Origin of the sequence: Microbacterium istanbulense (assembly GCF_037204145.1) — a bacterium.
GTDB classification, from domain to species: Bacteria; Actinomycetota; Actinomycetes; order Actinomycetales; family Microbacteriaceae; genus Microbacterium; species Microbacterium istanbulense.
This window is the reverse complement of record NZ_JBBDGN010000013.1, coordinates 23,684-46,713: the sequence shown is the minus strand read 5'-3', so window position 1 is coordinate 46,713 and position 23,030 is coordinate 23,684. Positions and strand designations below refer to the sequence as shown.

Annotated in this window: 24 protein-coding genes and 1 tRNA gene; 5 read left to right on the top strand and 20 right to left on the bottom strand. The window is 69.3% G+C overall.

Features of this window, described 5'->3' with window-relative positions:
- From WDU93_RS12590 to WDU93_RS12550, 9 genes are all read right to left on the bottom strand, one after another.
- Window positions 1-963: a capsular polysaccharide synthesis protein gene (locus tag WDU93_RS12590; RefSeq protein WP_337321159.1), complete on the bottom strand. Its 963-nt coding sequence runs from the start codon at window positions 961-963 to the stop codon at window positions 1-3.
- Between the two features lie 74 nt (window positions 964-1,037).
- Complete coding sequence (locus WDU93_RS12585; protein ID WP_337321157.1) at window positions 1,038-1,463, bottom strand: pilus assembly protein TadG-related protein; 426 nt, start codon at window positions 1,461-1,463, stop codon at window positions 1,038-1,040.
- A complete protein-coding gene (locus WDU93_RS12580) occupies window positions 1,460-1,912 on the bottom strand; it encodes a TadE family protein (protein WP_337321155.1) in 453 nt (150 codons plus the stop codon). The genes WDU93_RS12585 and WDU93_RS12580 overlap by 4 nt, the downstream gene beginning before the upstream one ends.
- Entirely contained in the window at window positions 1,905-2,303 is a 399-nt protein-coding gene (locus tag WDU93_RS12575; RefSeq protein ID WP_337321154.1) for a TadE/TadG family type IV pilus assembly protein, read from the bottom strand. The genes WDU93_RS12580 and WDU93_RS12575 overlap by 8 nt, the downstream gene beginning before the upstream one ends.
- A 4-nt stretch (window positions 2,304-2,307) precedes the next feature.
- Window positions 2,308-2,496 carry a hypothetical protein gene (locus tag WDU93_RS12570; protein WP_337321237.1) on the bottom strand — a complete coding sequence of 63 codons (189 nt, stop codon included), beginning with the start codon at window positions 2,494-2,496 and terminating at the stop codon, window positions 2,308-2,310.
- A 53-nt stretch (window positions 2,497-2,549) separates the two neighbouring features.
- Window positions 2,550-3,488, bottom strand: coding sequence for a type II secretion system F family protein (locus WDU93_RS12565; RefSeq protein ID WP_337321152.1), 939 nt, complete (start codon window positions 3,486-3,488; stop codon window positions 2,550-2,552).
- The gene (locus WDU93_RS12560) at window positions 3,485-4,342 is read right to left on the bottom strand and encodes a type II secretion system F family protein (protein ID WP_337321150.1); all 858 of its coding nucleotides are present in this window, start codon (window positions 4,340-4,342) and stop codon (window positions 3,485-3,487) included. Before WDU93_RS12560 ends, WDU93_RS12565 begins: the two co-directional genes overlap by 4 nt.
- Window positions 4,339-5,481, bottom strand: a complete 1,143-nt coding sequence (locus tag WDU93_RS12555) for a TadA family conjugal transfer-associated ATPase (RefSeq protein ID WP_337321148.1) — start codon at window positions 5,479-5,481, stop codon at window positions 4,339-4,341. The genes WDU93_RS12560 and WDU93_RS12555 overlap by 4 nt, the downstream gene beginning before the upstream one ends.
- Before the next feature lie 68 nt (window positions 5,482-5,549).
- A complete protein-coding gene (locus tag WDU93_RS12550) occupies window positions 5,550-6,161 on the bottom strand; it encodes a LysE family translocator (protein ID WP_337321146.1) in 612 nt (203 codons plus the stop codon).
- A gap of 110 nt (window positions 6,162-6,271) precedes the next feature.
- On the opposite strand from WDU93_RS12550, the gene WDU93_RS12545 reads away from it, so the two are divergent.
- Both WDU93_RS12545 and WDU93_RS12540 read left to right on the top strand, forming a co-directional pair.
- Window positions 6,272-6,353 (top strand) — tRNA-Leu (locus WDU93_RS12545).
- A gap of 19 nt (window positions 6,354-6,372) precedes the next feature.
- Window positions 6,373-7,167: a DedA family protein gene (locus WDU93_RS12540; protein ID WP_337321144.1), complete on the top strand. Its 795-nt coding sequence runs from the start codon at window positions 6,373-6,375 to the stop codon at window positions 7,165-7,167.
- 135 nt (window positions 7,168-7,302) lie between these two features.
- Here WDU93_RS12540 and ku read toward each other — a convergent pair whose 3' ends face one another.
- Window positions 7,303-8,112: a non-homologous end joining protein Ku gene (gene ku / locus WDU93_RS12535; RefSeq protein ID WP_337321142.1), complete on the bottom strand. Its 810-nt coding sequence runs from the start codon at window positions 8,110-8,112 to the stop codon at window positions 7,303-7,305.
- A 66-nt stretch (window positions 8,113-8,178) separates the two neighbouring features.
- Here ku and WDU93_RS12530 point away from each other — a divergent pair, with 66 nt between their 5' ends.
- A complete protein-coding gene (locus WDU93_RS12530) occupies window positions 8,179-10,647 on the top strand; it encodes an ATP-dependent DNA ligase (protein WP_337321139.1) in 2,469 nt (822 codons plus the stop codon).
- Here the strand turns inward: WDU93_RS12530 and WDU93_RS12525 are convergent, their stop codons facing one another.
- Both WDU93_RS12525 and WDU93_RS12520 read right to left on the bottom strand, forming a co-directional pair.
- Window positions 10,648-11,568: a cation diffusion facilitator family transporter gene (locus tag WDU93_RS12525; protein ID WP_337321137.1), complete on the bottom strand. Its 921-nt coding sequence runs from the start codon at window positions 11,566-11,568 to the stop codon at window positions 10,648-10,650.
- Window positions 11,569-11,636: 68 nt separating this feature from the next.
- Window positions 11,637-12,215 carry a dihydrofolate reductase family protein gene (locus WDU93_RS12520; protein WP_337321135.1) on the bottom strand — a complete coding sequence of 193 codons (579 nt, stop codon included), beginning with the start codon at window positions 12,213-12,215 and terminating at the stop codon, window positions 11,637-11,639.
- A gap of 77 nt (window positions 12,216-12,292) precedes the next feature.
- Between WDU93_RS12520 and WDU93_RS12515 the strand changes: the two genes are divergently transcribed.
- A complete protein-coding gene (locus WDU93_RS12515; protein ID WP_337321133.1) occupies window positions 12,293-12,901 on the top strand; it encodes a TetR/AcrR family transcriptional regulator in 609 nt (202 codons plus the stop codon).
- Between the two features lie 3 nt (window positions 12,902-12,904).
- Here WDU93_RS12515 and rdgB read toward each other — a convergent pair whose 3' ends face one another.
- From rdgB to WDU93_RS12490, 5 genes are all read right to left on the bottom strand, one after another.
- A complete protein-coding gene (gene rdgB, locus WDU93_RS12510; RefSeq protein WP_337321131.1) occupies window positions 12,905-13,504 on the bottom strand; it encodes an RdgB/HAM1 family non-canonical purine NTP pyrophosphatase in 600 nt (199 codons plus the stop codon).
- A 297-nt stretch (window positions 13,505-13,801) separates the two neighbouring features.
- Entirely contained in the window at window positions 13,802-14,536 is a 735-nt protein-coding gene (gene rph / locus WDU93_RS12505; RefSeq protein WP_337321129.1) for a ribonuclease PH, read from the bottom strand.
- 18 nt (window positions 14,537-14,554) lie between these two features.
- Window positions 14,555-15,394: a glutamate racemase gene (gene murI, locus WDU93_RS12500; RefSeq protein WP_337321128.1), complete on the bottom strand. Its 840-nt coding sequence runs from the start codon at window positions 15,392-15,394 to the stop codon at window positions 14,555-14,557.
- 27 nt (window positions 15,395-15,421) lie between these two features.
- Window positions 15,422-16,351, bottom strand: coding sequence for an N-acetylmuramic acid 6-phosphate etherase (murQ, locus tag WDU93_RS12495; protein WP_337321126.1), 930 nt, complete (start codon window positions 16,349-16,351; stop codon window positions 15,422-15,424).
- Between the two features lie 55 nt (window positions 16,352-16,406).
- A complete protein-coding gene (locus tag WDU93_RS12490; RefSeq protein WP_337321124.1) occupies window positions 16,407-17,888 on the bottom strand; it encodes a glycoside hydrolase family 3 protein in 1,482 nt (493 codons plus the stop codon).
- Between the two features lie 119 nt (window positions 17,889-18,007).
- Here WDU93_RS12490 and WDU93_RS12485 point away from each other — a divergent pair, with 119 nt between their 5' ends.
- The gene (locus WDU93_RS12485; protein WP_337321122.1) at window positions 18,008-19,330 is read left to right on the top strand and encodes a nicotinate phosphoribosyltransferase; all 1,323 of its coding nucleotides are present in this window, start codon (window positions 18,008-18,010) and stop codon (window positions 19,328-19,330) included.
- A gap of 17 nt (window positions 19,331-19,347) precedes the next feature.
- Here WDU93_RS12485 and WDU93_RS12480 read toward each other — a convergent pair whose 3' ends face one another.
- Genes WDU93_RS12480 through WDU93_RS12470 form a run of 3 tightly spaced genes read right to left on the bottom strand, consistent with a single transcriptional unit; the run spans window position 19,348 to window position 23,010 of the window.
- A complete protein-coding gene (locus WDU93_RS12480) occupies window positions 19,348-19,614 on the bottom strand; it encodes a DUF3039 domain-containing protein (protein WP_028503536.1) in 267 nt (88 codons plus the stop codon).
- Window positions 19,615-19,648: 34 nt separating this feature from the next.
- Complete coding sequence (locus WDU93_RS12475; protein WP_337321106.1) at window positions 19,649-21,214, bottom strand: hypothetical protein; 1,566 nt, start codon at window positions 21,212-21,214, stop codon at window positions 19,649-19,651.
- Window positions 21,190-23,010, bottom strand: coding sequence for an ABC transporter ATP-binding protein (locus WDU93_RS12470; RefSeq protein WP_337321104.1), 1,821 nt, complete (start codon window positions 23,008-23,010; stop codon window positions 21,190-21,192). The genes WDU93_RS12475 and WDU93_RS12470 overlap by 25 nt, the downstream gene beginning before the upstream one ends.
- Between the last annotated feature and the right edge of the window lie 20 nt (window positions 23,011-23,030).

Below are 23,030 nucleotides of genomic sequence, written 5' to 3'. Positions count from 1 at the left end.
TCAGCTGCCCGCGCTGAGTTGGGCGCCGTCCCCGGCGAGCAGGTGTTCGAGCACCGAGCCCTCCGGCACCGAGTCGAATTTGTAGCTGAGTTTCTGCAGCGGGGCGAGGTCGAGAGTGCGACGCAGCGGCTCGGGTCGCCAGGGCTGCATCATCTCCAGCTGCAGCAGGTGCGCCTGGGCCGATGACAGCACGGGGGCTGCGCGCCATTGCGCGCGGGCCTCGGGGACGATCGCCTGGATCACCTCGAAGATGCGGTGGTAGAGGAAGTAGTCGGGCAGGTCGTCGTTCTGCTCCCACCACACGTCGAGGGCGCGGCGCTGCAGCGCGAGGATCGGGGTGTGCGGCTGCGAGGCGATGAACCAGTTCGCGATCGCCCGCCCCGTCCACCGGGGGAAGATCGTGCCCGCCCGCAGGTAGGTGCGCTGTAGGTCGTCACCCAGGTTGCGGTGCACCCAGGCGGTGGCGTCGACCCAGATGCCTCCGTGTTCTTCGAGCACGCGAGTGCGCAGGTAGTCGGAGAAGTGCGCCGGGCGATCGTGTTCGAGCAGGGTTGCGATGCGTTCGGGGATGTCGATCAGTTCACGGGTCGAGGCGCCGTCGAGCACCTGCAAGGTGGGGTGTACGCGGCGCAGTTGCGCGATGCAGGCCTGTACAAGGGGCGGCGCGGTGTTGAGGGGCTTGTCCCAGTAGGTGTACACACGATCGGTCGGGGCGGGGAGGTGCGCGTAGCGGTGCTCCACTGCGCGGGTTCGGATGCCGGCCAGCCACGGCGCACGCTCGGGCAGGCCCGCATCGCGGCGGAACTCTTCGAGATGGCTGTCGAGCATGCGGAACACTCGGCCGTAGGTGGCGATCGCGGCGGCCGGGTCGATCGTGTCCTGGAACTTCGAGACACGGGCGAGTTGTGCCTGCAGACCGGAGAGGACGCGACGAGGATCGGCGTGGCCACGCTGGCGAGACATGGTTCCGAGCCTAGCCAGGTGGGGCGTCGTGTCGTGGAGGCAACCGCACGGCAGGACGGATCTCCGGCCGCCGCTCAGCGCAGCGCGGTGCGGCTGGTCGCTGTGGCCTGCAACGGCACGCCGTCGGGCACGAAGAGCGAGACCAGCGGCGGATGCCACGCGGTACTCACCGTCACCCGTGCCGAGACCCCGTCGGGCGTGCTGGCCGAGTCCAGGCGCGTGTTCGGGGCGGTCGCCGAAACGACGGCCTGCGCCTGATCGGCGACCCCGGCATCCGTCAGCTCGGCCCGCACATTCTCTCCCTCGGCTTCGAGGGTGAACCCGTCGGCTCCGGCGAGCGCAGCGGCATCCGCCGTCGCATCAAGCCGCTTCTGCGTGATGTAGAGGTCGGTGGCGCAGACACACACGAACAGCACCGCGATCGCGATCAGCGCATACCCGAGGATGAGGGGCAGGATGCTGCCGTCCTCATCGTCGCGCACCAGCTCGCTCAGGGTCATTCGCCGCTCCCCCACAGTCTCGACACCTTCTGCGCGGCCTGCGCCTGAATCGGAATCGACGCGATCTCGTCGAGACCGAACACCGGCGGCACGAACGGCAGACTCACCCTCGCACTCACCGTCACGACCACGGTGGCGCCCGGTTCGGGGCAGGCACCCGCGGCCCCGACGCACGTCATGTCGACTGAGACGTCGTCGGCATCCATCCCGTACTCCCGGATGACGTTGTCGAGCACCGCCTCGGCACTGGCCGCTGCCGTGGCCGCATCGGGCGCCTGGCCGATCACGCGGGCAGTGTGCCGCGCGGCGGCCTCGGCGCCGAGGGTCTGTTCCTGCACCATCCCGAGGGTGATGACGAGGTAGACGAGCGGGACGAGCATCAGCAGCCCGACGACGATGAACTCCAGGGCCGCCGAGCCGTCTTCGTCGCTGGCGAGCGGCTCAGTCACCGAAGGATTCGACGGGCGCACGCGCCTCGACCTCCATCGCGTACGGGATGCCGATCAGGCCGAGCACCGGAAGGGTCGTGCGCACCTCGACGACGATGCTGTCGTGCCCGAGCGCCGAGTCTTCGCCGATGCTGACGTCTTCGGCGTAGTCCGCGCCGATCGCGCGGCTGATCACCTGGCGCGTGCGGTCGGCGCCCTCACTGAGACTGGTGTCGGCGAGAGCGGCGAAGTGTGCCCCCTCGACGGCCGCGTCGTGCACGACATTGCGGACGTAGACCGCGAAGGCGACCTGGAGGACGGCGAGAGTCAGGGCGGTCAGCAGCGTGCCGACGAGCACGAACTCCACGGGGCTGGAGCCCCGTTCGTCGTCGAGCACACCGAGGGACCGCATGGCGTCAGATCCCTGAGACCCGCGAGATCGCCTGCTCGAAGAGCGAGACCAGAGCGGGGCCGGCGACGGCCCAGATCACGACGACGAGGGCCGCGGTCATCAAGGTCACCAACACCCATCCGGGAACGTCTCCGGTCTCATCCGCCGCGAGGTCACGGGCGTGCCCGCGTGCGCTGTCGAACCAGCTCTTCATCGTCTTCATGGTCACTCCTTCGGTCATGTGTCGTAGTGGTTCAGGGTGCCGTGTCAGCCGAGCCCGAGTCGCAGGATGAACAGGCCCGGGTAGACCGCGAACAGCACCGACAACGGCAAGATCAAGAACACCAGCGGTAGGAGCATGAGGATCTCCTTGCGCCCGGCTTGCTCGATGAGCACGCGCTTGGCCTCATCTCGGGCATCCGCAGCCTGCGCGTGCAGCACCCCGGCCAACGGGGCACCGTGCTCGAGCGCGGCGATCACCTGATCGGCAGCGCGGGTGAGGCCTGGCAGCTGCAGTCTGTTCGACATCTCGGCGAGCGCGTCCGCCAGCGGCGAGCCCGTGTGCACGGCGAGCACGACGCGGCGCAGCTCGCCGGTCAGCTCGCCTGTGCCGATCGTCGAGACGCGGCGCAGGGCATCGAGCAGCGACTCACCCGCCGACAGGCACAGCGCGAGGAACTCCAGCGTCGTCGGCAGTTCATCGGCCAGCCGCGCCCGACGCGCCTTCGCCCGCGCAGTGAGCTGCATGTCATAGGCAACGGCCGCACCTGCAGCCGTGATCACCGGCAGTAGCACAGCAGGTGGCGACATCCGCCCGCCGACGGCCAGGGCGATCACGACGAGCGCCCCGACGACCAGTCCGGCGATGCCCCACGCGAGTTGGCGTCCGCGGAATGCCGCCGGCGTCTGCGTGAGACCGGCCTGTGAAAGCCGAAGCTGCAGGGCATCCCCGCTGCCCAGCATCCGCTCGAAGGACCCGCGCACTCGCTCCCACAGTCGCCGGCCGTGCACGGGCATCACCCCAACGACCGGCGCGATCCCACCCGGCAACGCGTCGTCGGCAACCACGTCGCGCACGTAGGGGGCGATGCGCCGATCCAGCGGTAGCGCGCGCCACCGCGGCAGGGCGGAGAGGATGCCGAGCACCCCGACGGCGAAGGCTCCACCGAGCAGCACCGCGATCGCAGCATCCGTCGCCATGTTCATCCGAACCACCTCTGCGGCTCTGGCAGGCGACCGATGCGCAGCATGATGCGGTACGCGATCACCGAAACGACTGCTCCGACGACGATCACGATCACGCCTTCGGGACTCGCATACGCGTCCCGCCCTTCCGGCCGCATGGCGAGCAATCCGAGGATCACCCACGGCGCGACGGCACCGAGCACGGCAGCACCGCGGATCCACGACTGGCGCGCCTCGACCTCACCCCGCAGCGCCGCATCGGCACGTACCGAGGAGGACAGCGCCCGCAGCACGCCGGTCAGTTCGGTGCCGCCGACCTGGCGCGCCATGCGCAATGTCTCGAGGATGCGATCGGAGATCGGGTCGGCGAGAGTCGCCTTCAACGTGTCGAGACTGCCTTCGAAGCGGCCGGTCGAGCGCAGGTCGCGTGCGAAGGCAACGAAGGCGGGCCGGATCGCGGGCGGAGCCGACTCGCCGAGGCTCGCGACCGCGTCGGGCAAGGAAAGGCCCACCCGGATCGCCGCGACAAGCAGGTCGCAGACGTCCGGCCACAGCTGACGGCGCGCTTTGCGCAGCCGCAGACGCCGACCGCGAAGGAACAGTACCGGAGCTGCTGCACCAGCGACGGCCGCGAGCAGAGCGAGCACGGGAAGCCCGGTGAGCAGCCAGACGAGGGATGCCGCGACCACGGCCGCCGCGATCATCGAGACGATCAGCACGCGCGGCGCGGTGCGCGGGTACCCGGCCTCTTCCAGAAGGACGTTCAGTCGGCCGCGACGTGGGGTGCGCGGCATCCGCTCACCGGCCGGCCACAACCAGGGTGAGACGAGCAGCACCAGCCCTGCCCCGAGCAGTGCACCGAGCAGCACCGTCACGAGCGGTCCTCCTCGCGGTACACCGCCCGGGACAGGATCCGCCCGTCGCCCACCTCGCCGGTCGGCGCGACGATCTCGACCACGCGCCGCGAACCGTCGGCACGGCGCGCGCAGTGCACCACATAGGAGATCGAGGCGGCGAGCGCGGGCGCGATGAACGCCCGGTCGATGTTCCGACCGGCGAGCAGCGGCAGCAAGGCGAGCTTCTCGAGTGCCTCGGTCGCGGAGTTGGCGTGAACGGTTCCGGCCGCGGGGACTCCGGTGTTCAGGGCAAGGACGAGGTCGAGGGCTTCGGCGTCGCGCACCTCGCCGACGACAAGACGCTCGGGCCGCATCCGGAGCGCTTCCTTCACCAGGCGCCGCAGCGTGATCTCGCCGGTGCCCTCAAGGCTGGCCTGTCGCCCCTGCAACGCCACCACATCAGGGCCGTCGACCGCGAGTTCGAAGGTCTCCTCGACGGTGATGATGCGTTGACGATCGGCGACGGAGCCGAGCAACGCACCCAGGAGCGTCGTCTTGCCGGCGTGGGTCGCGCCCGAGACGATCACGCTCTGCCCGTCGAGCAGCGCTCGATGCAGCAGCTCGGCGACGGCGGCCGGCATCGTGCCCTGCGCGACGAGCGCGTCGAGGGTGCGATGTTGATGCAGGAACTTGCGGATATTGACCGCCCATGAGCCGCGCACGACGTCGGCAATCGCGACGTGCAGTCGCGAGCCGTCGGGCAGCGACGCATCGACGAACGGCTGGCTGATGTCGACCCGGCGACCCGTGGTCTGCAGCATCCGCTCGACAAGGTCGCGGATCACCGCATCCGTCAGCGGCACCTCGATTCGCTCGCTCACTCCCCCGCGGGCCACGAACACCCGCTCCGGACCGTTCAGCCAGATCTCTTCGATCGTCGGATCATCGAGCAGCGGCTGCAGCACGCCGAAGCCGGTGACCGACGCCAGCACGTCGCGCACGCACGCGGCCTCGTCGTCGATCATCGTCTCGCCCCGCGCGAGGGCCAGGTCGTTGTGCCGCCGCACCTCGGCCTGCGCGATCCGCCGCGCCTCGTCGGGCGTCGCCGACGGATCGGTGTTCTCCAGGCGCAGGCGCCGACGCACCCGCTCGGCGACGATGGTGGACGGAAGACTCACGCCGGGAAGCCTGACAGAACCGCGCATGATGCCGCGGAAGTTATCCACAACCCCGCGCGAGAAGATGGCTAGCGCGACTCGAGCGCCAGCCTGCCCGCGAGCAGCACGTAGGTGGCGGCGAACGTGCGCCGCAACCAGGCCATCACCTTCGGCCGTGTGATCACCTGCGCCCGCATGGTCGCCGCGAACGTGCCGTACAGCGCGAAGACGATGAACGTCAGCACCATGAACACCAGGCTCAGCCCGACCATCTGCCAGGTCGCGTTGGGGGCGCCCGCCGGCACGAACTGGGGCAGGAACGCGAAGAAGAAGATCGTCAGCTTCGGGTTGAGCAGGTTGATCAGCACCGCGGTGCGAATCACCCGCCAGAACGACACCGGAGCGGCATCCTGGTCGACATCGATCAGCGAGCGGTCGCGCAGCGTCTGCCAGGCGAGGTACAGCAGGTAGGCGACACCGAGCCACTTGATCGTCTCAAAAGCCACGGCAGAGGCGTTGAGGATGGCCGCGAGGCCGGTGATCGCGGCGATCATGTGCGGGATGACGCCCAGCGTGCATCCGAACGCGGCGACGATGCCCGCCCTCGTGCCGCGGGAGAGACCCGCGGCGATCGAGTACACGGCTCCGGTGCCGGGCGTGGCCACGACGACCAGCGTGGTCAGCAGGAATGCGATCGACACATCAACCCCCCTCGCGATAACCGCGACGCTACCGCACGCCACGCCCGCGGCACAGGGCCGCGTTTTGGGGGCTGTCCTCCAGCCGTCGCTCAGTAGACTGAGACCACCGCGCGGGAGTGGTGAAATTGGCAGACACGCAGGATTTAGGTTCCTGTGCCTCAGGGCGTGTGGGTTCAAGTCCCACCTTCCGCACGACAACCGCCGACCCTCCATGACCGACGGGAACACCGTGCTGCACACCGCTCTTCAGGCGCCGACCGCCCTCATCCCCTGGCTCGACCCTGCAACGATCATCGGTGCCGCCGGCCCCTGGGCGCTCGCCGTCGTCTGCTTCATCATCTTCGCCGAGACCGGTCTGCTCGTCGGCTTTCTGCTGCCCGGCGACACCCTGCTGATCATCGCCGGGCTGCTCACCCACACCAACAACGTGTTCGGGGTGAACATCTGGGTCGTCAGCCTGCTCATCGCCCTGTCGGCGTTCATCGGCGGCGAGGTCGGCTACCTCATCGGGCACAAGGGCGGGCCCGCGGTGTTCGAACGCAAAGAATCGGGCCTGTTCAGCAAGAAGAACGTCGAACGCACGAACGCGTTCTTCGAACGTTTCGGCGGGCTCACGGTGATCCTCGCCCGCTTCGTCCCCATCGTGCGCACCTTCGCCCCCGTGGCGGCGGGTGTCGGCCACATGCCGTGGCGGCGCTACTCGCTCTACAACCTCATCGGCGCGATGATCTGGGGCTTCGGTCTGACGATGATCGGCTACCTCATCGCTTACATCCCGTGGATCCGCGACCTCGTCGTCGAGTACATCGACCTGATTCTGCTGCTCGTCGTCGGCGGCACCGCGGTCGTCACCCTGTGGCACTACCTGCGCGAGCGGCACAAGGCTAAGAAGGAGGCCGCCGCAGGCCTCGACATCACGACGGATGCCGCCGAGGCTGAGGCTCTCACACTCGACCCCGAGGTCTTTGACCGGGCTCCCGATCTGGACGGCGACGGCAAGCACTGAGCGCAGCCCCTCCGTGCGCTTCGCGCGGAGTTGTGCGCGTGACGCGGATGCTATCCGGCATCCGCTCCGCGCGAAGCGCACTTTCCCGCGCGGAGCGCACGCCCGGCGCACCGTGCGCCCGGGTCCGGATGCCCGCTATCCGGCATCCTTCGCCTTGGCGGCTTTCGAGCGTTCGACACTCGCCCGCAGGGCCTCCATCAGGTCGATCACCTCGCCGCCCGTCGCACTCTCGCCCTCCTCGGCGAACGTCACCGAGGCGTCGAAGCCCTCGCCGGCCTCGATCTTCGCGTCGATGAGGGTGCGCAGTTCCTTCTGGTACTCGTCGACGAACGAATCCGGGTCGAAGTCGGCGGAATAGCTCTCCACGAGCGACGCCGACAGCTCGAGCTCCTTGTCGCTGATCGTGACGCCCTCCTGCAATGACGGGAAGTTCGCCTCGCGCACCTCATCCGCCCACAGCAGCGTCTGCAGCACGAGCACGTCGCCGCGCACGCGCAGCGCAGCCAGGCGCGTCTTCTGGCGCAGCGTGAACCGCACGATCGCGGTACGGTCGGTGCTCTCGAGCGTCTTCCGCAGCAGCACATACGCCTTGGGCGACTTCGAGTCGGGCTCGAGATAGTACGGACGGTCGAGAGTGAGCAAGTCGACCTGATCGCTGGGCACGAACTCGACCACGTCGATCTCGCGACTCTTCTCGGCCGGGAGCGCGGCGATGTCGTCTTTGGTGAGCACGATCGTCTGGCCGTCTTCGACGTAGGCACGGTCGATGTCGGCGTAGGCGACGGTCTGTCCGCACACCTCGCACGTGCGGGCGTAGCGGATGCGCCCGCCGTCCTCGGCATGCACCTGATGCAGGGGCACGTCGTGATCCTCGATGGCCGAATAGACCTTCACCGGCACGTTCACCAGGCCGAAGGTCAACGCGCCCTTCCAGATGCTCCTCATCACACCAGTGAACACCAGACACACCCGTCACGACCACTGATGTGCGCACATCACTACGCTGGCCACATGGCAGCAGGTGGGCAGCTCGTGCAGATCGACGGCCGCCGCCTGCGTGTGACCAATCTCGACAAGGTGGTCTACCCCGAGACCGGCACCACGAAGGGTGAGGTGATCGGCTACTACAGCCGGATCGCACCCCTCATGCTGCCGCATCTGCGGGGCCGGCCGGTCACGCGGAAGCGCTGGGTGGAAGGGGTCGGAACGACGGATGCCCCGGCATCCGCGTTCTTCACCAAGCAGCTCGAGCAGGGCGCACCCGACTGGATCCCGCGGATGCCGATCGCGCACTCCGACGGCACGAAGGAGTACCCGCTCGTCGAGGACGTGCCGACGCTCGTGTGGATGGCGCAGGTCGCCGCCCTCGAGTTGCATGTGCCGCAGTGGCGCTTCGCGCCGGACGGCGAGCGCGGGCGCCCCGACCGGATGGTGCTCGATCTCGACCCGGGGCCGGGAACGGGTCTGGCCGAGTGCGCGGCGGTGGCCGGATGGGCGCGCGAGATCCTCACCGGCATGGGACTGGATCCGGTGCCGATGACCAGCGGCAGCAAGGGCATCCACCTCTACACCCGGCTCCCCACAGATGCCGCCGGGCAGGGCCTGCAGACGAGTGACCAGATCTCCGCCGTCGCGAAAGAGCTCGCGCGGATGCTGGAGGCCGAGCATCCCGACCTCGTCACGCACGTCATGGCCAAGTCCGCGCGAGCGGGCAAGGTGTTCATCGACTGGAGCCAGAACAACGGCGCCAAGACGACGATCGCGCCGTACTCGCTGCGTGGCCGGGGCCGCCCCTGGGTTGCCGCCCCGCGCACCTGGGATGAGCTGGAGGACCCCGATCTCGCGCAGCTGGAGTTCACCGAGGTGCTCGAGCGGATGGATGCCGGGGTCGACCCGTTCGCCGCCCTCGCTCCCCCCGCACCGGCGCTGGCGGCGTATCTCGCCAAACGCGACGCCGCGCGCACCCCCGAACCGATGCCTGGCAGCGCGCCCTCGGCGCCCGGCGGGGCGACGCGATTCGTGATTCAGGAGCATCACGCCAGCCGATTGCACTACGACCTGCGCATCGAACGCGACGGGGTGCTGGTGAGTTGGGCCGTGCCGAAGGGCGTTCCCGACTCCCCCGAGCACAACCATCTCGCTGTGATGACCGAGCCGCATCCGATCGAGTACCTGACGTTCGAGGGCACCATTCCCCGCGGGGAATATGGCGCGGGGACGATGACCGTGTGGGACACCGGCACGGTGGAACTCGGGAAATGGCGGGATGCCGAGGTCATCGGCACCTTCACCGGGCGTGCAGGCGGGCCGCTCGGTGTCGCCCGGCTCGCGCTGATCCGCACCGAAGGCAGCGGCGAGAAGTCACAGTGGCTGCTGCACCGGATGAAGCCCGCCTCCACGCCAAGGGCTCCTGAGCCTGTCGACACCTGGGTCCCTGAGCCTGTCGACACCTGGGTCCCTGAGCTTGTCGAAGGGCCCACCTCCACGGCCGAGAAGCCCGTCGACGGGTCCGAGCTCCCCACGCTCGCGCCCATGCTCGCCGAAGCCGGCACCCCGGGCCTCGCGCGCGCCCTCTCCGACCCGGCCTGGGCCGAGATCAAGTGGGACGGCATCCGTGCCCTGGCCACGTGGCGCGACGGCCGGCTGACTCTGCGCGCGCGCAGCGGCACCGACATCACCGCCCGATACCCCGAGCTCACCGCCGACGGCGCCCCGCACCTGCCCGCGACGGACGCCATCCTCGACGGTGAGATCGTCGCGTTCGACGCGGCCGGACGCCCGAGCTTCACGCGCCTGCAGGACCGCATGCACCTCACCCGTGCCCGAGAGATCGAGCGGGAGGTCGTGCGTACTCCGATCGTGTACCTGCCTTTCGATCTGTTGCACCTCAACGGTCACGATCTGACCGGCCTGCCGCTGCGGCAGCGGCGGGAGCTGCTGGAACAGGTCGTCGACGGACTCGATGCACCCGTACGTTTGCCGCCGGTGTTCGACGACCTCGACGCCGCACTCTCCGCCGGCCGCGAGTACGGCCTGGAGGGCATCGTCGCCAAGGATCCCGCCTCGCGCTATCGTGCCGGCATCCGCTCGGCGTCGTGGCTCAAGCTCAAGAACACGCGCACGCAGGAGGCCGTGATCATCGGCATCCGTCCCGGCAAAGGCAACCGCGAGGGCAGCATCGGATCACTGCTGCTCGCCGTGCCGGACGGACCCGCACTGCGCTACGTCGGCCGGGTGGGCACGGGCTTCACCGATCGGATGCTGCGCGACCTGACCACCCGCCTCGAGCCGCTGCGCACCGACCGCACCGATGTCGAGGGCGTTCCGCCCGCCGACGCCGCCGACGCGCTCTGGGTGCGCCCGGAGCTGGTCGGGGAGGTCGAGTTCGCCGACTGGACGCCCGGCGGCATCCTGCGGCATTCCCGCTGGCGCGGGCTTCGACCAGATAAGACTCCCGACGAGGTGCGCCGGGAGAGCTGATCAGGCGTGCGCGGCCTCGCAGTCGGAGTGATCGGCGGGTTCGAGCTGGAACGTCGAGTGGGCGACGTCGAAGTGCTCGCTCAGGCACGATTGCAACTCCACGAGCAGCGCGGCTGAGCGCCCCTCGGCGAAGACCAATGGGTCGACGGCGACGTGCGCGGTGAACACCGGGGCGCCGCGGGTGAGCTGCCACACGTGCACGTCGTGCACGCTGACGACGCCGGCATACCCCTCCAGATGCCGACGGATCTCGCTCACAGCCGTGCCCTTGGGCGCCGATTCGGCGAGCACCGAGAACACTTCACGCAGCAGCGAGATCGCGCGCGGCAGGATCATCGCGGCGATGAGCAGCGAGGCGATGGCATCCGCCGGCATCCATCCGGTGAAGATGATGACGACAGCCGCGACGATCACCATCACCGAGCCGATCAGGTCGCCGAGCACTTCGAGGTACGCGCCGCGCACGTTGATGCTCGTCTTCTGCGCCGAGCTCAACAGCCACAGGGAGAACCCGTTGGCGAGCATGCCGACGACCGCGACGATGAGCATCAGGGGGCCCGCAACCTCGATCTCACCCGGATCGACGAGGCGGGTGACGCCCTGGATCGCGACGACCACCATGAGCACGATGAGGATGATCGCGTTGATCAGCGCACCGAACACCTCGGCCCGCTGATAGCCGAACGTGCGGCGATCATCGGCGGGGCGGGCGGCGACAGCGCTCGCGATGAGCGCGACCACGAGCGCCGAGGAGTCGGTGAACATGTGCGCCGCATCGGCGAGCAGCGCGAGTGATCCCGACAGGATCGCGCCCACGATCTGCACGAGCATGACCGTCGCCGTGAGGGTCAGCGAGATCGCGAGGAGCCGGCGGTTCCCCGCTTCCCGGATGCCCCCATGGGCGTGCGCGTGATCGTGCATGTAACCAGGCTAGAACGGGCTCGGGCAGACGGAGCGCCGTTTCTGCTAGTCGGGAATGAGTGTGGTTCTCAGTTGCGTCGGCGCACCAGGCTGATTACGACGCACCCGTTGTCGAAGGTGCGCGTGCTCTCGAGATCGAAAGCGGCCGGTGCGAAGCCATGGCGTACGAGAGGGATGCCGGCGCCGGCGATCACCGGGTACTTCTTGATCACGAGGCGGTCGATCTCATCCAGCAACTCACCGGCGAGCGTAGCGCCGCCGGCGAGGTAGATGCCGAGGCCGGGGTCGGCCTTGAGCTCGCGGATGCGGGCGGCGGGATCCGTGCGCACGATCTCGACATTCGCGGCTTCCGGCGAAGGCAGCGACGAGCTCACGACGATCGTTCGCAGATGCGCGTAGGGATCACTCACGCCGATCGCCAGCGCAGGCTCGTAGGTGCGCCGACCCATGACGACCGTGTCGAAACGTGAGAGCGGCACGTCGGCGATGCCGAGGGCGGAGCGGGCGTGCGACGGCAGCGCATCGGCGAACTCGGCTGCCAGGAAACCGTGGAACTCGTCGCTGAGCGGAAAGAAGTCCACCTCGTCTCCGGGGCCGGCGATGAACCCGTCGAGCGTGGCGCCGATGTAGTACGTGAGTTCGCGCATACCTCTCACCTAACCACTACGTTTGCAGTACGTCAATCGTAGTTGTTCAGCGCGGTGCTGTCCGGAAGAATGGCGCCATGGTCCGCAACGACGAACGCCGCACGCGCCTGCTCGACGCCGGCATCGAGGTGCTTGCCGCGGCCGGGGCCCGCGGCCTCACCTTCCGTGCCGTCGACGCGCAGGCCGAGGTGCCGATGGGGACAGCATCCAACTACTTCACCTCACGCACGGCCCTGCTGCGCGAGCTCGGCGCCCATGTCTTTGCGCGCCTCGCCCCCGACGCGGCGCTCGTCGCCGACCGGATGCACGCAGTGCATGACCGGGAACTCGAGCGCACCTTCATGCACGACATCGTCGATCGTGCGCAGGCTGACCGTGCCGCACATCTCGCCCTCATCGAGCTGCGTTTGGAGGCGGCGCGAGATCCCGAGTTCCGTGTGGCATTCCTCGGCCCGATGCGGGGTGGGCTCGACACGGCGCTGCGTGATCACGTCGATGGCGGCTTCCCGGGCGGCGCCGGTGTCGGTCTCGCGCTCTACCTCGCGATGAACGGGATGCTGCTCGAGCACCTCACCCTGCCGGGGTCCATCGAGGCGGCAGTCGATGCGGCATCCGGTGCCGGACATCAGCACGATGTCCACGCCGTGGTCGACCTGCTCGTCGACGCGATCGTTCCGGTGGTGTGATCCTCAGAGCCCGGCGAGGAGCGGGATCAGTGCTTCGAAGGCACGGGCCCGGTGCGACTGGGACTGCTTCTCCGCGGCGGTGAACTCGGCGACGGTGCGCTCGGAGCCGGCATCCTGCCCGTCGGGGATGAAGATCGGGTCGTAGCCGAATCCGCCCTGACCCGCCGCCGCGTGCGCGAGCCGGCCCGGCCAGATGCCCTGCACCACGTGCTCGCTGCCGTCTGCGGCGACCAGGGCGATCGTGGAGTGGAACTGCGCTGCCCGGTGCGGGTCGGAGATGTCGTGCAGCTGGTCAAGCAGCAGCGCCAGGTTGGCCGCGGCATCCTTCTTCTGCCCGGCCCAATACGCCGAGAAAATGCCGGGTGACCCGCCGAGCACGTCGACGCAGATGCCGGAGTCGTCGGCGAGCGCGGCGAGCCCGGTGTGGGCATGCGCGGCGCGCGCCTTGATGAGGGCGTTCTCGGCGAAGGTCACGCCGTCTTCGATCGGCTCGGGGCCGTCGTAGCCGATCACCTCGAGGTCGGGCCGCGTGCGCGCGACGATCTGCCCGAACTCCTCGACCTTGTGCGCATTGTGCGTCGCCAGAACAACCCTCGTCACCATCGCATGTCCCACTTTCTGCTGTCCGTGTCCCACTTTTCGCACTGGATGTCCCAAAATCTGCTGTCACACACACCCCGAAACAGCAGAAATCGGGACATACCCCGTCCCTGCGTCATCAGGATGCGGCGCGCGCGGGGTTCCAAGAACCACCCCAGCATGTCCCAAAAACTGCTGTCAAACTGCCCCGGAAACAGCAGAATCTGGGACACGGCCCACGGAAAGTGGGACACGGACAGCGGAAAGTGGGACACGCCCCCGAGGGGCGCAGGGGCGAGCGCGGGGTGGGGATGCCGGAGGTCAGGCCTGAAGGGCCGCCAGCTGGGCCTCGCGGAGCTCGCCGCAGCCGGACACGCCGAGGTCGAGTAGGGCGTCGAGCTCGCGCTTGTCGAACGGCGCGCCCTCAGCCGTGCCCTGCACCTCGACGAACAGCCCGCGGCCGGTGACGACGACGTTCATGTCGGTCTCGGCACGAACATCCTCGACGTAGGCGAGGTCGAGCATGGGTTCACCATCGATGATGCCCACCGACACCGCCGCGACCGAGTCGATCAGCGGGGTGGCGTTCTTGCCGATGAACTTCTTCTCGCGACCCCACTCGATCGCGTCGGCCAGCGCCACGTAGGCGCCGGTGATCGCGGCCGTGCGCGTACCGCCATCGGCCTGCAGCACGTCGCAGTCGATCACGATCGTGTTCTCACCCAGTGCCTTGGTGTCGACCACGGCCCGCAGGGCGCGCCCGATCAGACGGGAGATCTCGTGCGTGCGACCACCGATACGCCCCTTGACGCTCTCGCGGTCGTTGCGGCTGTTGGTCGCCCGCGGCAGCATGGCGTACTCGGCCGTGACCCAACCCTTGCCCTTGCCGGTCAGCCAGCGCGGCACACCGTTGGTGAAGGATGCCGTGCACAGCACCTTCGTGCCGCCGAAGCTGATCAGCGCCGACCCCTCGGCGTGGGCGCTCCACCCCCGCTCGATCGTGACCTCGCGAAGCTGGTCGGTGCTGCGGCCGTCGGCGCGGACGATCTCTGACATGGTGTCCTCTCGAAAGGTTCAGACCAGGTCGCTGCGCGACAGGTCGGGAAGGGTGATCACGCCGGTCTGCACGAGCTGCACGTCGCGCACCTCCCGGCCCATCAGTCGGTTGGCGAGTGCGGTGAAGGCGTCGGTCGAATCCCCCGTCGCCTCGTACACGTAGGTCGGCACCGCGTCGGCGGGCGCCAGCAGGTCGCCGCGCACCAGCTGCCGGTAGACGTCGACCGCGGTCTCGTCATCGCTCGAGACGAGGCTCACGCCGTCGCCCATGACGTAGCTGATCGCCCCGCGCAGGAACGGATAGTGCGTGCAACCGAGCACGAGCGTGTCGACGTCGGCCTCGCGCAGCGGAGCGAGATACTCCTCCGCCACGGCGAGCACCTCAGGGGTGCCGGTGATCCCGGCCTCCACGAACTCCACAAAACGCGGGCATGCGGCGGTGAACACGTCGAGTCGCTCATTGACTTCGAGCATGTCCTGGTACGCGCGCGAACCGATCGTGCCGACCGTACCGATCACACCGACCCGGCCGTTGCGGGTGGTCGAGACGGCACGGCGCACAGCCGGGCCGATCACCTCGACGACGGGCACGTCGTACCGTTCGCGTGCGTCACGCAGCACCGCAGCGGATGCCGTATTGCACGCGATCACCAGCATCTTCACGCCCTGATCGACGAGCGTGTCGAGCACCTCGAGCGAGTATCGGCGCACATCCGCGATGGGTTTGGGGCCATACGGGGTGTGCGCGGTGTCACCGATGTAGACGATCGACTCGTGCGGCAGCTGGGCGCGGATCGCACGCGCGACCGTGAGCCCGCCGACACCGGAGTCGAAGATCCCGATCGGCGCGTCATTCATGATCATCAAGCCTACTGATGATCCCTGTCAGCCCGCGCGCAGGACGCTCAGCGCCTCCCGCAGTCGGCCGTCGCGCTCGGCGAGAGCGGCCCGCACAGCCGTGGCATCCGCCTCACCGGCGATGATGCCGATCGCGACCTTCACGGAGCCGTCCGCCTCAGCGAGGGCTGCGGCGGCCACCTCGGGGGCAGCTCCGGTGGCATGCATGACGATCCGCTCGGCCCGCGCATGCAGCTTCTCGTTGGTGGACTGCACGTCGACCATGAGGTTGCCGTACACCTTGCCCAGCTGCACCATCGCGAGGGTGGACAGCGCGTTGAGCACGAGCTTCTGCGCGGTGCCCGCGTTCAACCGGGTCGACCCGGCGACGAGCTCGGCACCCGAGACGACCTCGATCGCGACATCGGCGTCGGCAGAGATCTCGGCGCCGCGGTTGTTGGCGACGCTGATCGCCAGCGCGCCCCGGCGGCGCGCCTCGCGCAGCGCACCGGAGACGTACGGGGTGCGACCGGATGCCGAGATGCCGACCACGGAGTCCAGCGGGCCGACACCGAGATCGGCGAGCGCTGCCGCCCCGGCGTCCGCGTCGTCCTCGGCGTTCTCGATCGCGCTGCGCAGCGCCCGCTCTCCCCCGGCGATGACACCCACGACGAGCCCGGGGTCCGCACCGAAGGTCGGCGGGATCTCACTCGCGTCCAGCACCCCGAGACGGCCGGGGGTGCCGGCGCCGATGTGGATGAGGCGGCCGCTCTGCCGCATCCGCGCGACAATCCCGTCGACGGCGGCGGCGATGCTGTCGCTCTCTGCGGCGACGGCGTCGGCCGCCCGGCGGCCCTGCTCGGCGATGAGCGCGACCTGTTCGGCGGTGGAGAGCAGATCGAGGTCGGCGAAGGCGGGGTCGGCCCGCTCGGTCGTCAGTCCCTCGAGCGTGCCGCGGAGTGCGTCGTTTCCTGTCATCTGGTCTCCCTGGGGGTCTGAGTGGGGATGGGGTGAAGGTCGGTCCGCTGGCCGCTCACGCCGAGCCGGCGAGCAGTCGGGCGCGTGCGGCTTCGGCGGCGAGCAGGCTGGCGGCCCCGGCATCCACGACGGCGACGCCGGGCTCACCGACCGGTACGCCGACGTTGACGACGACCGATCCGAGGGCAGCACCGGCAATCACGGCCGCGGCATCGCGCTGGGTGGCGGCGTCGTCGAGACGGTCGACGAGCAGCACCGCGCGGTCGGCGAGAGCGCGGGCCGCGGCATCCGCCACGGCATCCCGATCTGCCGCGTCGACCGCGACGATCGCGCCACCGGCGGCAAGGGCGCGGGCGACGTGCGACGCCCCGCTGTCAACCGCGAAACTGCTGCGTCCGCGAAGGTCGAGCACCAGGGCGGGCGCGTCGGGGAACGGCGCGAATGCGCCGCCGCGCACGCGGATCGCCCGCTCCGCGAGCGCCGCGGCGTCGTAGTCTGCGGCCGGCGCAGCGGATGCCGCAGGGCGCGCCCGCACGGTCTCAGCCATGGCCCGCACGCGACCGGCGGCTTCGCGCACGCGCTCCGGCGGCAGCGTGCCGTCACGGAGGGCAGCCACGATCGCATCCCTGGCGGCGCGATAGTCGAGCTGATCCTGATCGGCGTGCATGGCCTCACCGGGGTTGGTGGGGTTGCCGATGCAGAGCAGGTCGGCGCCGGCCGCGAGCGCCTGCACGGCTCCCCCGCCGATGCCGACGGTCTCGCGGATGGCGGCCATGTCCAGCGCATCTGTGATGATCACGCCGTCGAAGCCTTCCTCACGCAGCCGCCCGAGCACGCCGGAATTGAGCGTCGCGGGCTGGGGCCCCCACTGGGGCGCGCTGATGTGCGCGGTCATCACCGAGAGCACACCGGCATCGATGGCTGCGGTGAATGGCGGCAGGTGCACCGCATCGATCTCGGCATCGTCGATGGTCAACTGCGGCAGTCCGTGGTGGGAGTCGACGTGGGTGTCGCCGTGACCCGGGTAGTGCTTGACGCATGCCGCGACGCCGGTCGACTGGATGCCGCGCACCTCGGCCGCGGTGTGCCGGGAGACCAGGTCGGTGTCGGAACCGAAGGCCCGCACGCCGATCACCGGGTTGCGCGGGTCGGTGTTGACATCGGCGACCGGGCCGATCACGACGTCGAGGTCGAGAAGAGCGCACCGCCGCCCGATCTCCGCGCCGGTGGCCTCGGTGGCGCGCTCATCGTCGAGGATGCCGAGCTGCAGGGCACCGGGCAGGGTCGAACCTCCCGCGGTCTCGAGCCGGGTGACGCTGCCGCCCTCTTCGTCGATGCCGATGAGCGCGAGCGGGCCCGCGGCGTGGATGTCGCGCGCGAGAGCCGCGGTGTCTCCGGTGAGGTTCTGCGCGAACAGCACGACCCCGGCGAGACCGTCGGCGAGCGCGTCGTGCAACCAGGCGGGCACGGTGTCACCGAGGAACCCCGGCCAGAGCACACTGTTGGCGAGGCGGATGAGATCGGCGTCGGATGTCATGCGAGTCCCTGTCTGGTCGATGAAATCCATTCTCACAAGCAACGCGCTCGGATGCAAAGGATTTTCATCCAGTGCCGGCGCCGACGAGCAGGCCGCTCCCCCGTCAGTACACTGGCGCAATGAGCACTGCGTTCCTCACCGACCGCTACGAACTGACCATGCTGGCCGCGTCGCTGGCCGACGGGACCGCGCACCGCCCCAGCGTGTTCGAGCTGTTCTCCCGGCGCCTCTCCGGCGGTCGCCGCTTCGGTGTCGTGGCGGGCACCGGGCGTCTGATGACGCTGCTGCGCGAGTTCCACTTCGGTGACGACGAGCTGCGCTACCTCCGCGACAACGGCATCGTGGATGCCGATGCCCTTCGCTATCTCGAGAAGTACCGCTTCACCGGCAGCATCCGCGGCTACCGCGAGGGCGAGCTGTACTTCCCCGGTTCACCGATCCTCACTGTCGAGGGCACCTTCGCGGATGCCGTCGTACTCGAGACGCTGGCGCTCAGCGTGCTCAACCACGACTCCGCCGTCGCCACAGCCGCCTCACGCATGAGCATCGCCGCCGGCGAGCGCCCTCTGGCCGAGATGGGTTCGCGGCGCGCTGCCGAGCGTTCCGCCGTCGCTGCCGCGCGCGCCGCATACATCGCCGGGTTCAGCGCGACGAGCAACCTTGAGGCTGGCCGCGAATGGGGCATCCCCACCATGGGCACCGCCGCGCACTCGTGGACGCTGCTGCACGACAGCGAAGAAGACGCCTTCCGCGCGCAGGTCGCGAGCCTCGGCACCGACACCACGCTGCTCGTGGACACGTACGACATCGGCGTCGGCGTCGAAACGGCCGTGCGGGTCGCCGGCACCGAGCTGGGCGGGGTGCGCATCGACTCCGGCGATCTGCCGATCGTGGCCGCCGAGGTGCGCGCGCAGCTCGACGAGCTCGGTGCACTCAACACCCGCATCACCGTCACCAGCGACCTCGACGAGTACGCGATCGCGGCACTGGCCGCGTCTCCCGTCGACTCGTACGGTGTCGGCACTTCGGTGGTGACCGGATCCGGGTATCCCACCGCGAGCATGGTCTACAAGCTGGTGGCCCGCCAGGGTGCAGACGGTGGCTGGGTCTCCGTCGCCAAGGCGTCCAGCGACAAGGCATCCACCGGGGGACGCAAGGCGGCGTTCCGCTCGCTCGAAGACGGCGTCGCCGTGGCCGAGACCGTCGCGGTCTCCGATGGTTTCGAAGCGGTGGATGTGCCGTCCGAGCACCCCGGCTCGCGACCCCTGCAGGTCACGTTCGTGGAGGCCGGAGAGATCGACACCGCACACGAGGGTGTCACCGGCACCGCCGCCGCGCGTGCACATCACCTGCGCGTGCGCGAAGAGCTGCCGGTGCGGGCGCTCGCACTGAGCAAGTCAGACCCGGCGATCCCGACGGTATTCGTCGACGCCGTGGCCTGACCGGGCGAGGGTGCGGCTCAGCCGACCATCGATTCGTAGATCTCCTTGCAGGTGGGGCAGATCGGGAACTTCTCGGGGTCACGCCCCGGCGTCCACTTCTTGCCACACAGGGCGCGCACCGGCTTGCCGGTGATCGCCGACTCGAGGATCTTGTCCTTCTTCACATAGTGGGAGAAGCGCTCGTGGTCGCCGGGCTCGAGGTTCTCCTCGCGGAGGAGTTCTTCGAGTTCGCGATCAAGCGTTGCCACGCCGCCCTGATCGGGGCTGTCCAGCGGAGTACTCATCCCGTGAGTCTAATCGCGCCGACCGCCCGGCGGGTCAGGTGGTCTCGGCGAACTCCATCAGCCGCTCACCGCTGCGCTCGAAGATGCGCCCACCCAGCACCACACCCCCGATGAGGACGAGCACCCCCGTGAACACGCCCACCCAGAACGTCGCACCGGCGTGCTGATCGCCCTCCACGATGGTCAGCACGAACAACCACAGCGTGGGAGCGCTGAGCAGCAGTGCACCCACGAAGGCGAGCGCCGGACCGTACGCGCTGTATGACGAGGAGCGTTGCGGCTGCTGGAACGGGCTGTCGCCCGGCCGTGAGACCGCATAGGGGGCGAGCACCGACGACAGGCTGGACATTCCGAGCCCCGAGAGGAACAGCGCTGCCGCGACGCCGATCAGCGGCATCATCAGGTGCCAGTCGTCAACCACCGCGAGGGTGATCGAGGTGGCGACCGCGAGCACCGGAATCGCGATGAGGGAGATGGGAACGAGGCGTCCCAGCCGGTCAGGGATGCCGCGCAGCCCACTGGCGATATGGATCCACACCGCGGTCGAGTCGTAGGCGACGTCGTTGTGCGGTAGCCAGCCGAAGAACAGGGCCATGATCGGCACCGGCACCAGTGCGGCGATGTGCAGCGGCACACCGGCGACCAGCAGGGGGAAGACGGTGAGGATGCCCGCGATCGGAACGACCAGGATGTTCACCACGTAGCGACGGTCACGGAGCCAGTAGACCAGGCTGCGCGCGGCGACGCCGCCGAAGGCATTGGCGGGGAGCAGGCTGAACCAGCCCAGACCGGAGCGCTCCTTTGCGGCCACCGGCCGTTCCGTGCTGGTGAGCATATGCCGCACAAGGAATGCCCAGAGGGCGAGCAGGCCTAGGACGGTGGCAGCGAACACGATGCCGCTGATCCAGGCTCCGGCGGTGTCGCCGGCGCTGAGCGCGAAGAGGAATCCGTAGGGGGCCGCGAGCGGCGTGGAGCCGACGACCTCGGTCGCCGTGGTGACGGCCGGCGGCACGTGCCCGTCCCAGCGCAACGAGGCGAAGTACACGGCCACAGGGAACGCGACGACGATCACCGGAATGGTGAACAGCACCGTCAGCTCACGCGAGCGGCGCTCCGGCAGCAGGATGGCGCTGAGCGCCATGCCGATCCTCGCCACCAGTGCGATGAGGAAGGCCGAGAGCAGGCTCACCATGAACGCCACCGGCCACGGGACTCCGGCTCCGATCGCGACGACAGCGACGCACACCGCGACCGCCAGCAGTGCGGCGCTGGGAATGCTGAGCAGCGCCGCCAGTGCGAGGATCCACGGCATGCGGCGCTCGTCGACGCCGAAGGGTGCAAAGCGACGCGGATCAAGCTGGTCGACGGCTCCGGTGAGCATGGGCGCCACGAGGAACGCGATGAGGGTCGCGGCGCTGCCGAGCACGATCACGGCCCGCGCGGTGGGCGCCGGGGCTGACCCGAGCCCGAGCACGGCCACGCAGACGACGACCGTGACAGCAACGGTGGCCGCCAGGGCGAGCGCGGTGCGCAGCGGACGTGCTCCGCGGAGCGCCCCGATGAGGAGGGCGAGCCTCAGGCGGAGAACGTGTGCAACCACTCGAGACCCTCCACTTCTGCGCCGCCGCCGGACAGCTCGACGAATCGCGCCTCCAGCGTCTGCCCTGCGCGCACTTCATCGATGGTGCCCTCGGCGAGCACATCACCGGCGACGATGATCGCGACCCGCGAGCAGACCCGCTCGACGAGGTCCATGCCGTGGCTGGAGAGGATGACCGTTCCGCCGTGGGCCACGTAGGCACGAAGGATGTCGAGGATGACGCTCGAGGACACCGGGTCGACCGCCTCGAACGGTTCGTCGAGCACAAGCACGCGTGGCGAGTGGATCATCGCCCCGGCGAGCATGAGCTTCTTGGTCATGCCTGCCGAGTAGTCGGACACGACGCGGCTCAGCGCCTCGGTGAGGTCGAAGGCGCGAGCGAGGTCGGCGGTGCGCTTCTCGATCACGCTGCGCTCAAGCCCCCGCAGCTGCCCGTAGTAGTGCAGCAGCTGGCGCCCGGTGAGCCGGTCGAAGGTACGCAGCCGGTCGGGCAGCACGCCCATGACGCGCTTCGCCTCCAGCGGGTTGGCCCGCTGGTCGATGCCACTGATCTCGACGGTTCCGGCGTCGGGACGCAGCAGGCCGGCGATGATCGACAGGGTCGTGGTCTTGCCGGCACCGTTCGGGCCGACCAGGCCGTAGAACGATCCGGACGGAACAGTGAGGTCGATGCCGTCGACGGCACGAGTGTCGCCGAACTTCTTGACCAGGCCGCGGATCGCGATCGCGTCGCTCGGCACAGAAGCCGGCAACTCCGGCGCCGCGACCTCCGGGGTGACGGACACGTCGGGGTCGTCACTTCGCGGCTCGGCCACAACTGCGGCATCGGCATCGGTCTTCGGTGCGAGTGCGACGTCGCCGCGCGGCGCGTCGTGAGCGGCCGCACGCGGACGCTCCGTGCCGTCGGCGATCGTCACGGGCGGGTCGAGTTCGATGATCGGCATCGGCGCAGCGTCGTCGTCGGCGGCGGTGAGCGTCTCGGCCGTACCGTCGATCACTGCCGTCGCGGTCAGGGACTCCTCCGGCTCCGACGGGTTCCCCGCTGCGGTGACGTTCGTGGCAGGCGCCTGTGTGACGGGCGACGTCGTGGTGTCGTCCGTCGCCTTCGAGACGGTGGTCTTCGAGGCAGTGGTCTTCGAGGCAGCGGTCTTCGCCGCCGTCTTCTTCACGGCAGCAGTCTTCGCGGCCGTCGTCTTCGTCGCCGCCGTCTTCTTCGCGGCAGCCGTCTTCGTCGCGCTGGCGGGTGTCGTCTTGGTCGCCGTCGTCTTGGTCGCCGTCGTCTTCGTCGTCTTCTTCGCCGCAGGCTTGCGTGCGGCGGGCTTCCGCGGAGCCGCGGCGCCGTCCGTGGCTTCGGTTGCCGCCTTCTCCGAGGCGGTCTTCGCGGCCGCCGCCTTGGCGGCCGCGGTCTTCGCGGCGCTCGTGCGGGCCGTCGTCGACTTGGCGGCGGCCTTCGCCTGGGTCGTGCGCGCGGTGGCCTCCTTAACGGCAGCGGTCTTGGCCGCCGACGTCGCCGCCTCCTTGCGAGCGGCTGCGGTCTTCGCTCCCGTCGCTTGCGCAGCGGCCCGCTTCGCGGCGGCCGTCCGAGCAGCGGAGGTCTTCGCGGCCGCCGCCTTCTCTTCTGGCGTCGGCGCCGGCTTCTTGGCCGCCGGCTTCTTCGCGGCGGGCTTCTTCGCGGCCGGCTTGCGCGCCGGAGCCTTGGTCTTGGTGACCGCCGTGGACGCGGCGGATGCGGCGTCCTCACTCTCGCCCTTCACGGGGTCCACTGGGCCGGCTCCGGAATCGAGAGAAGAAGTCACGCCTCTACGGTAGCAATGGC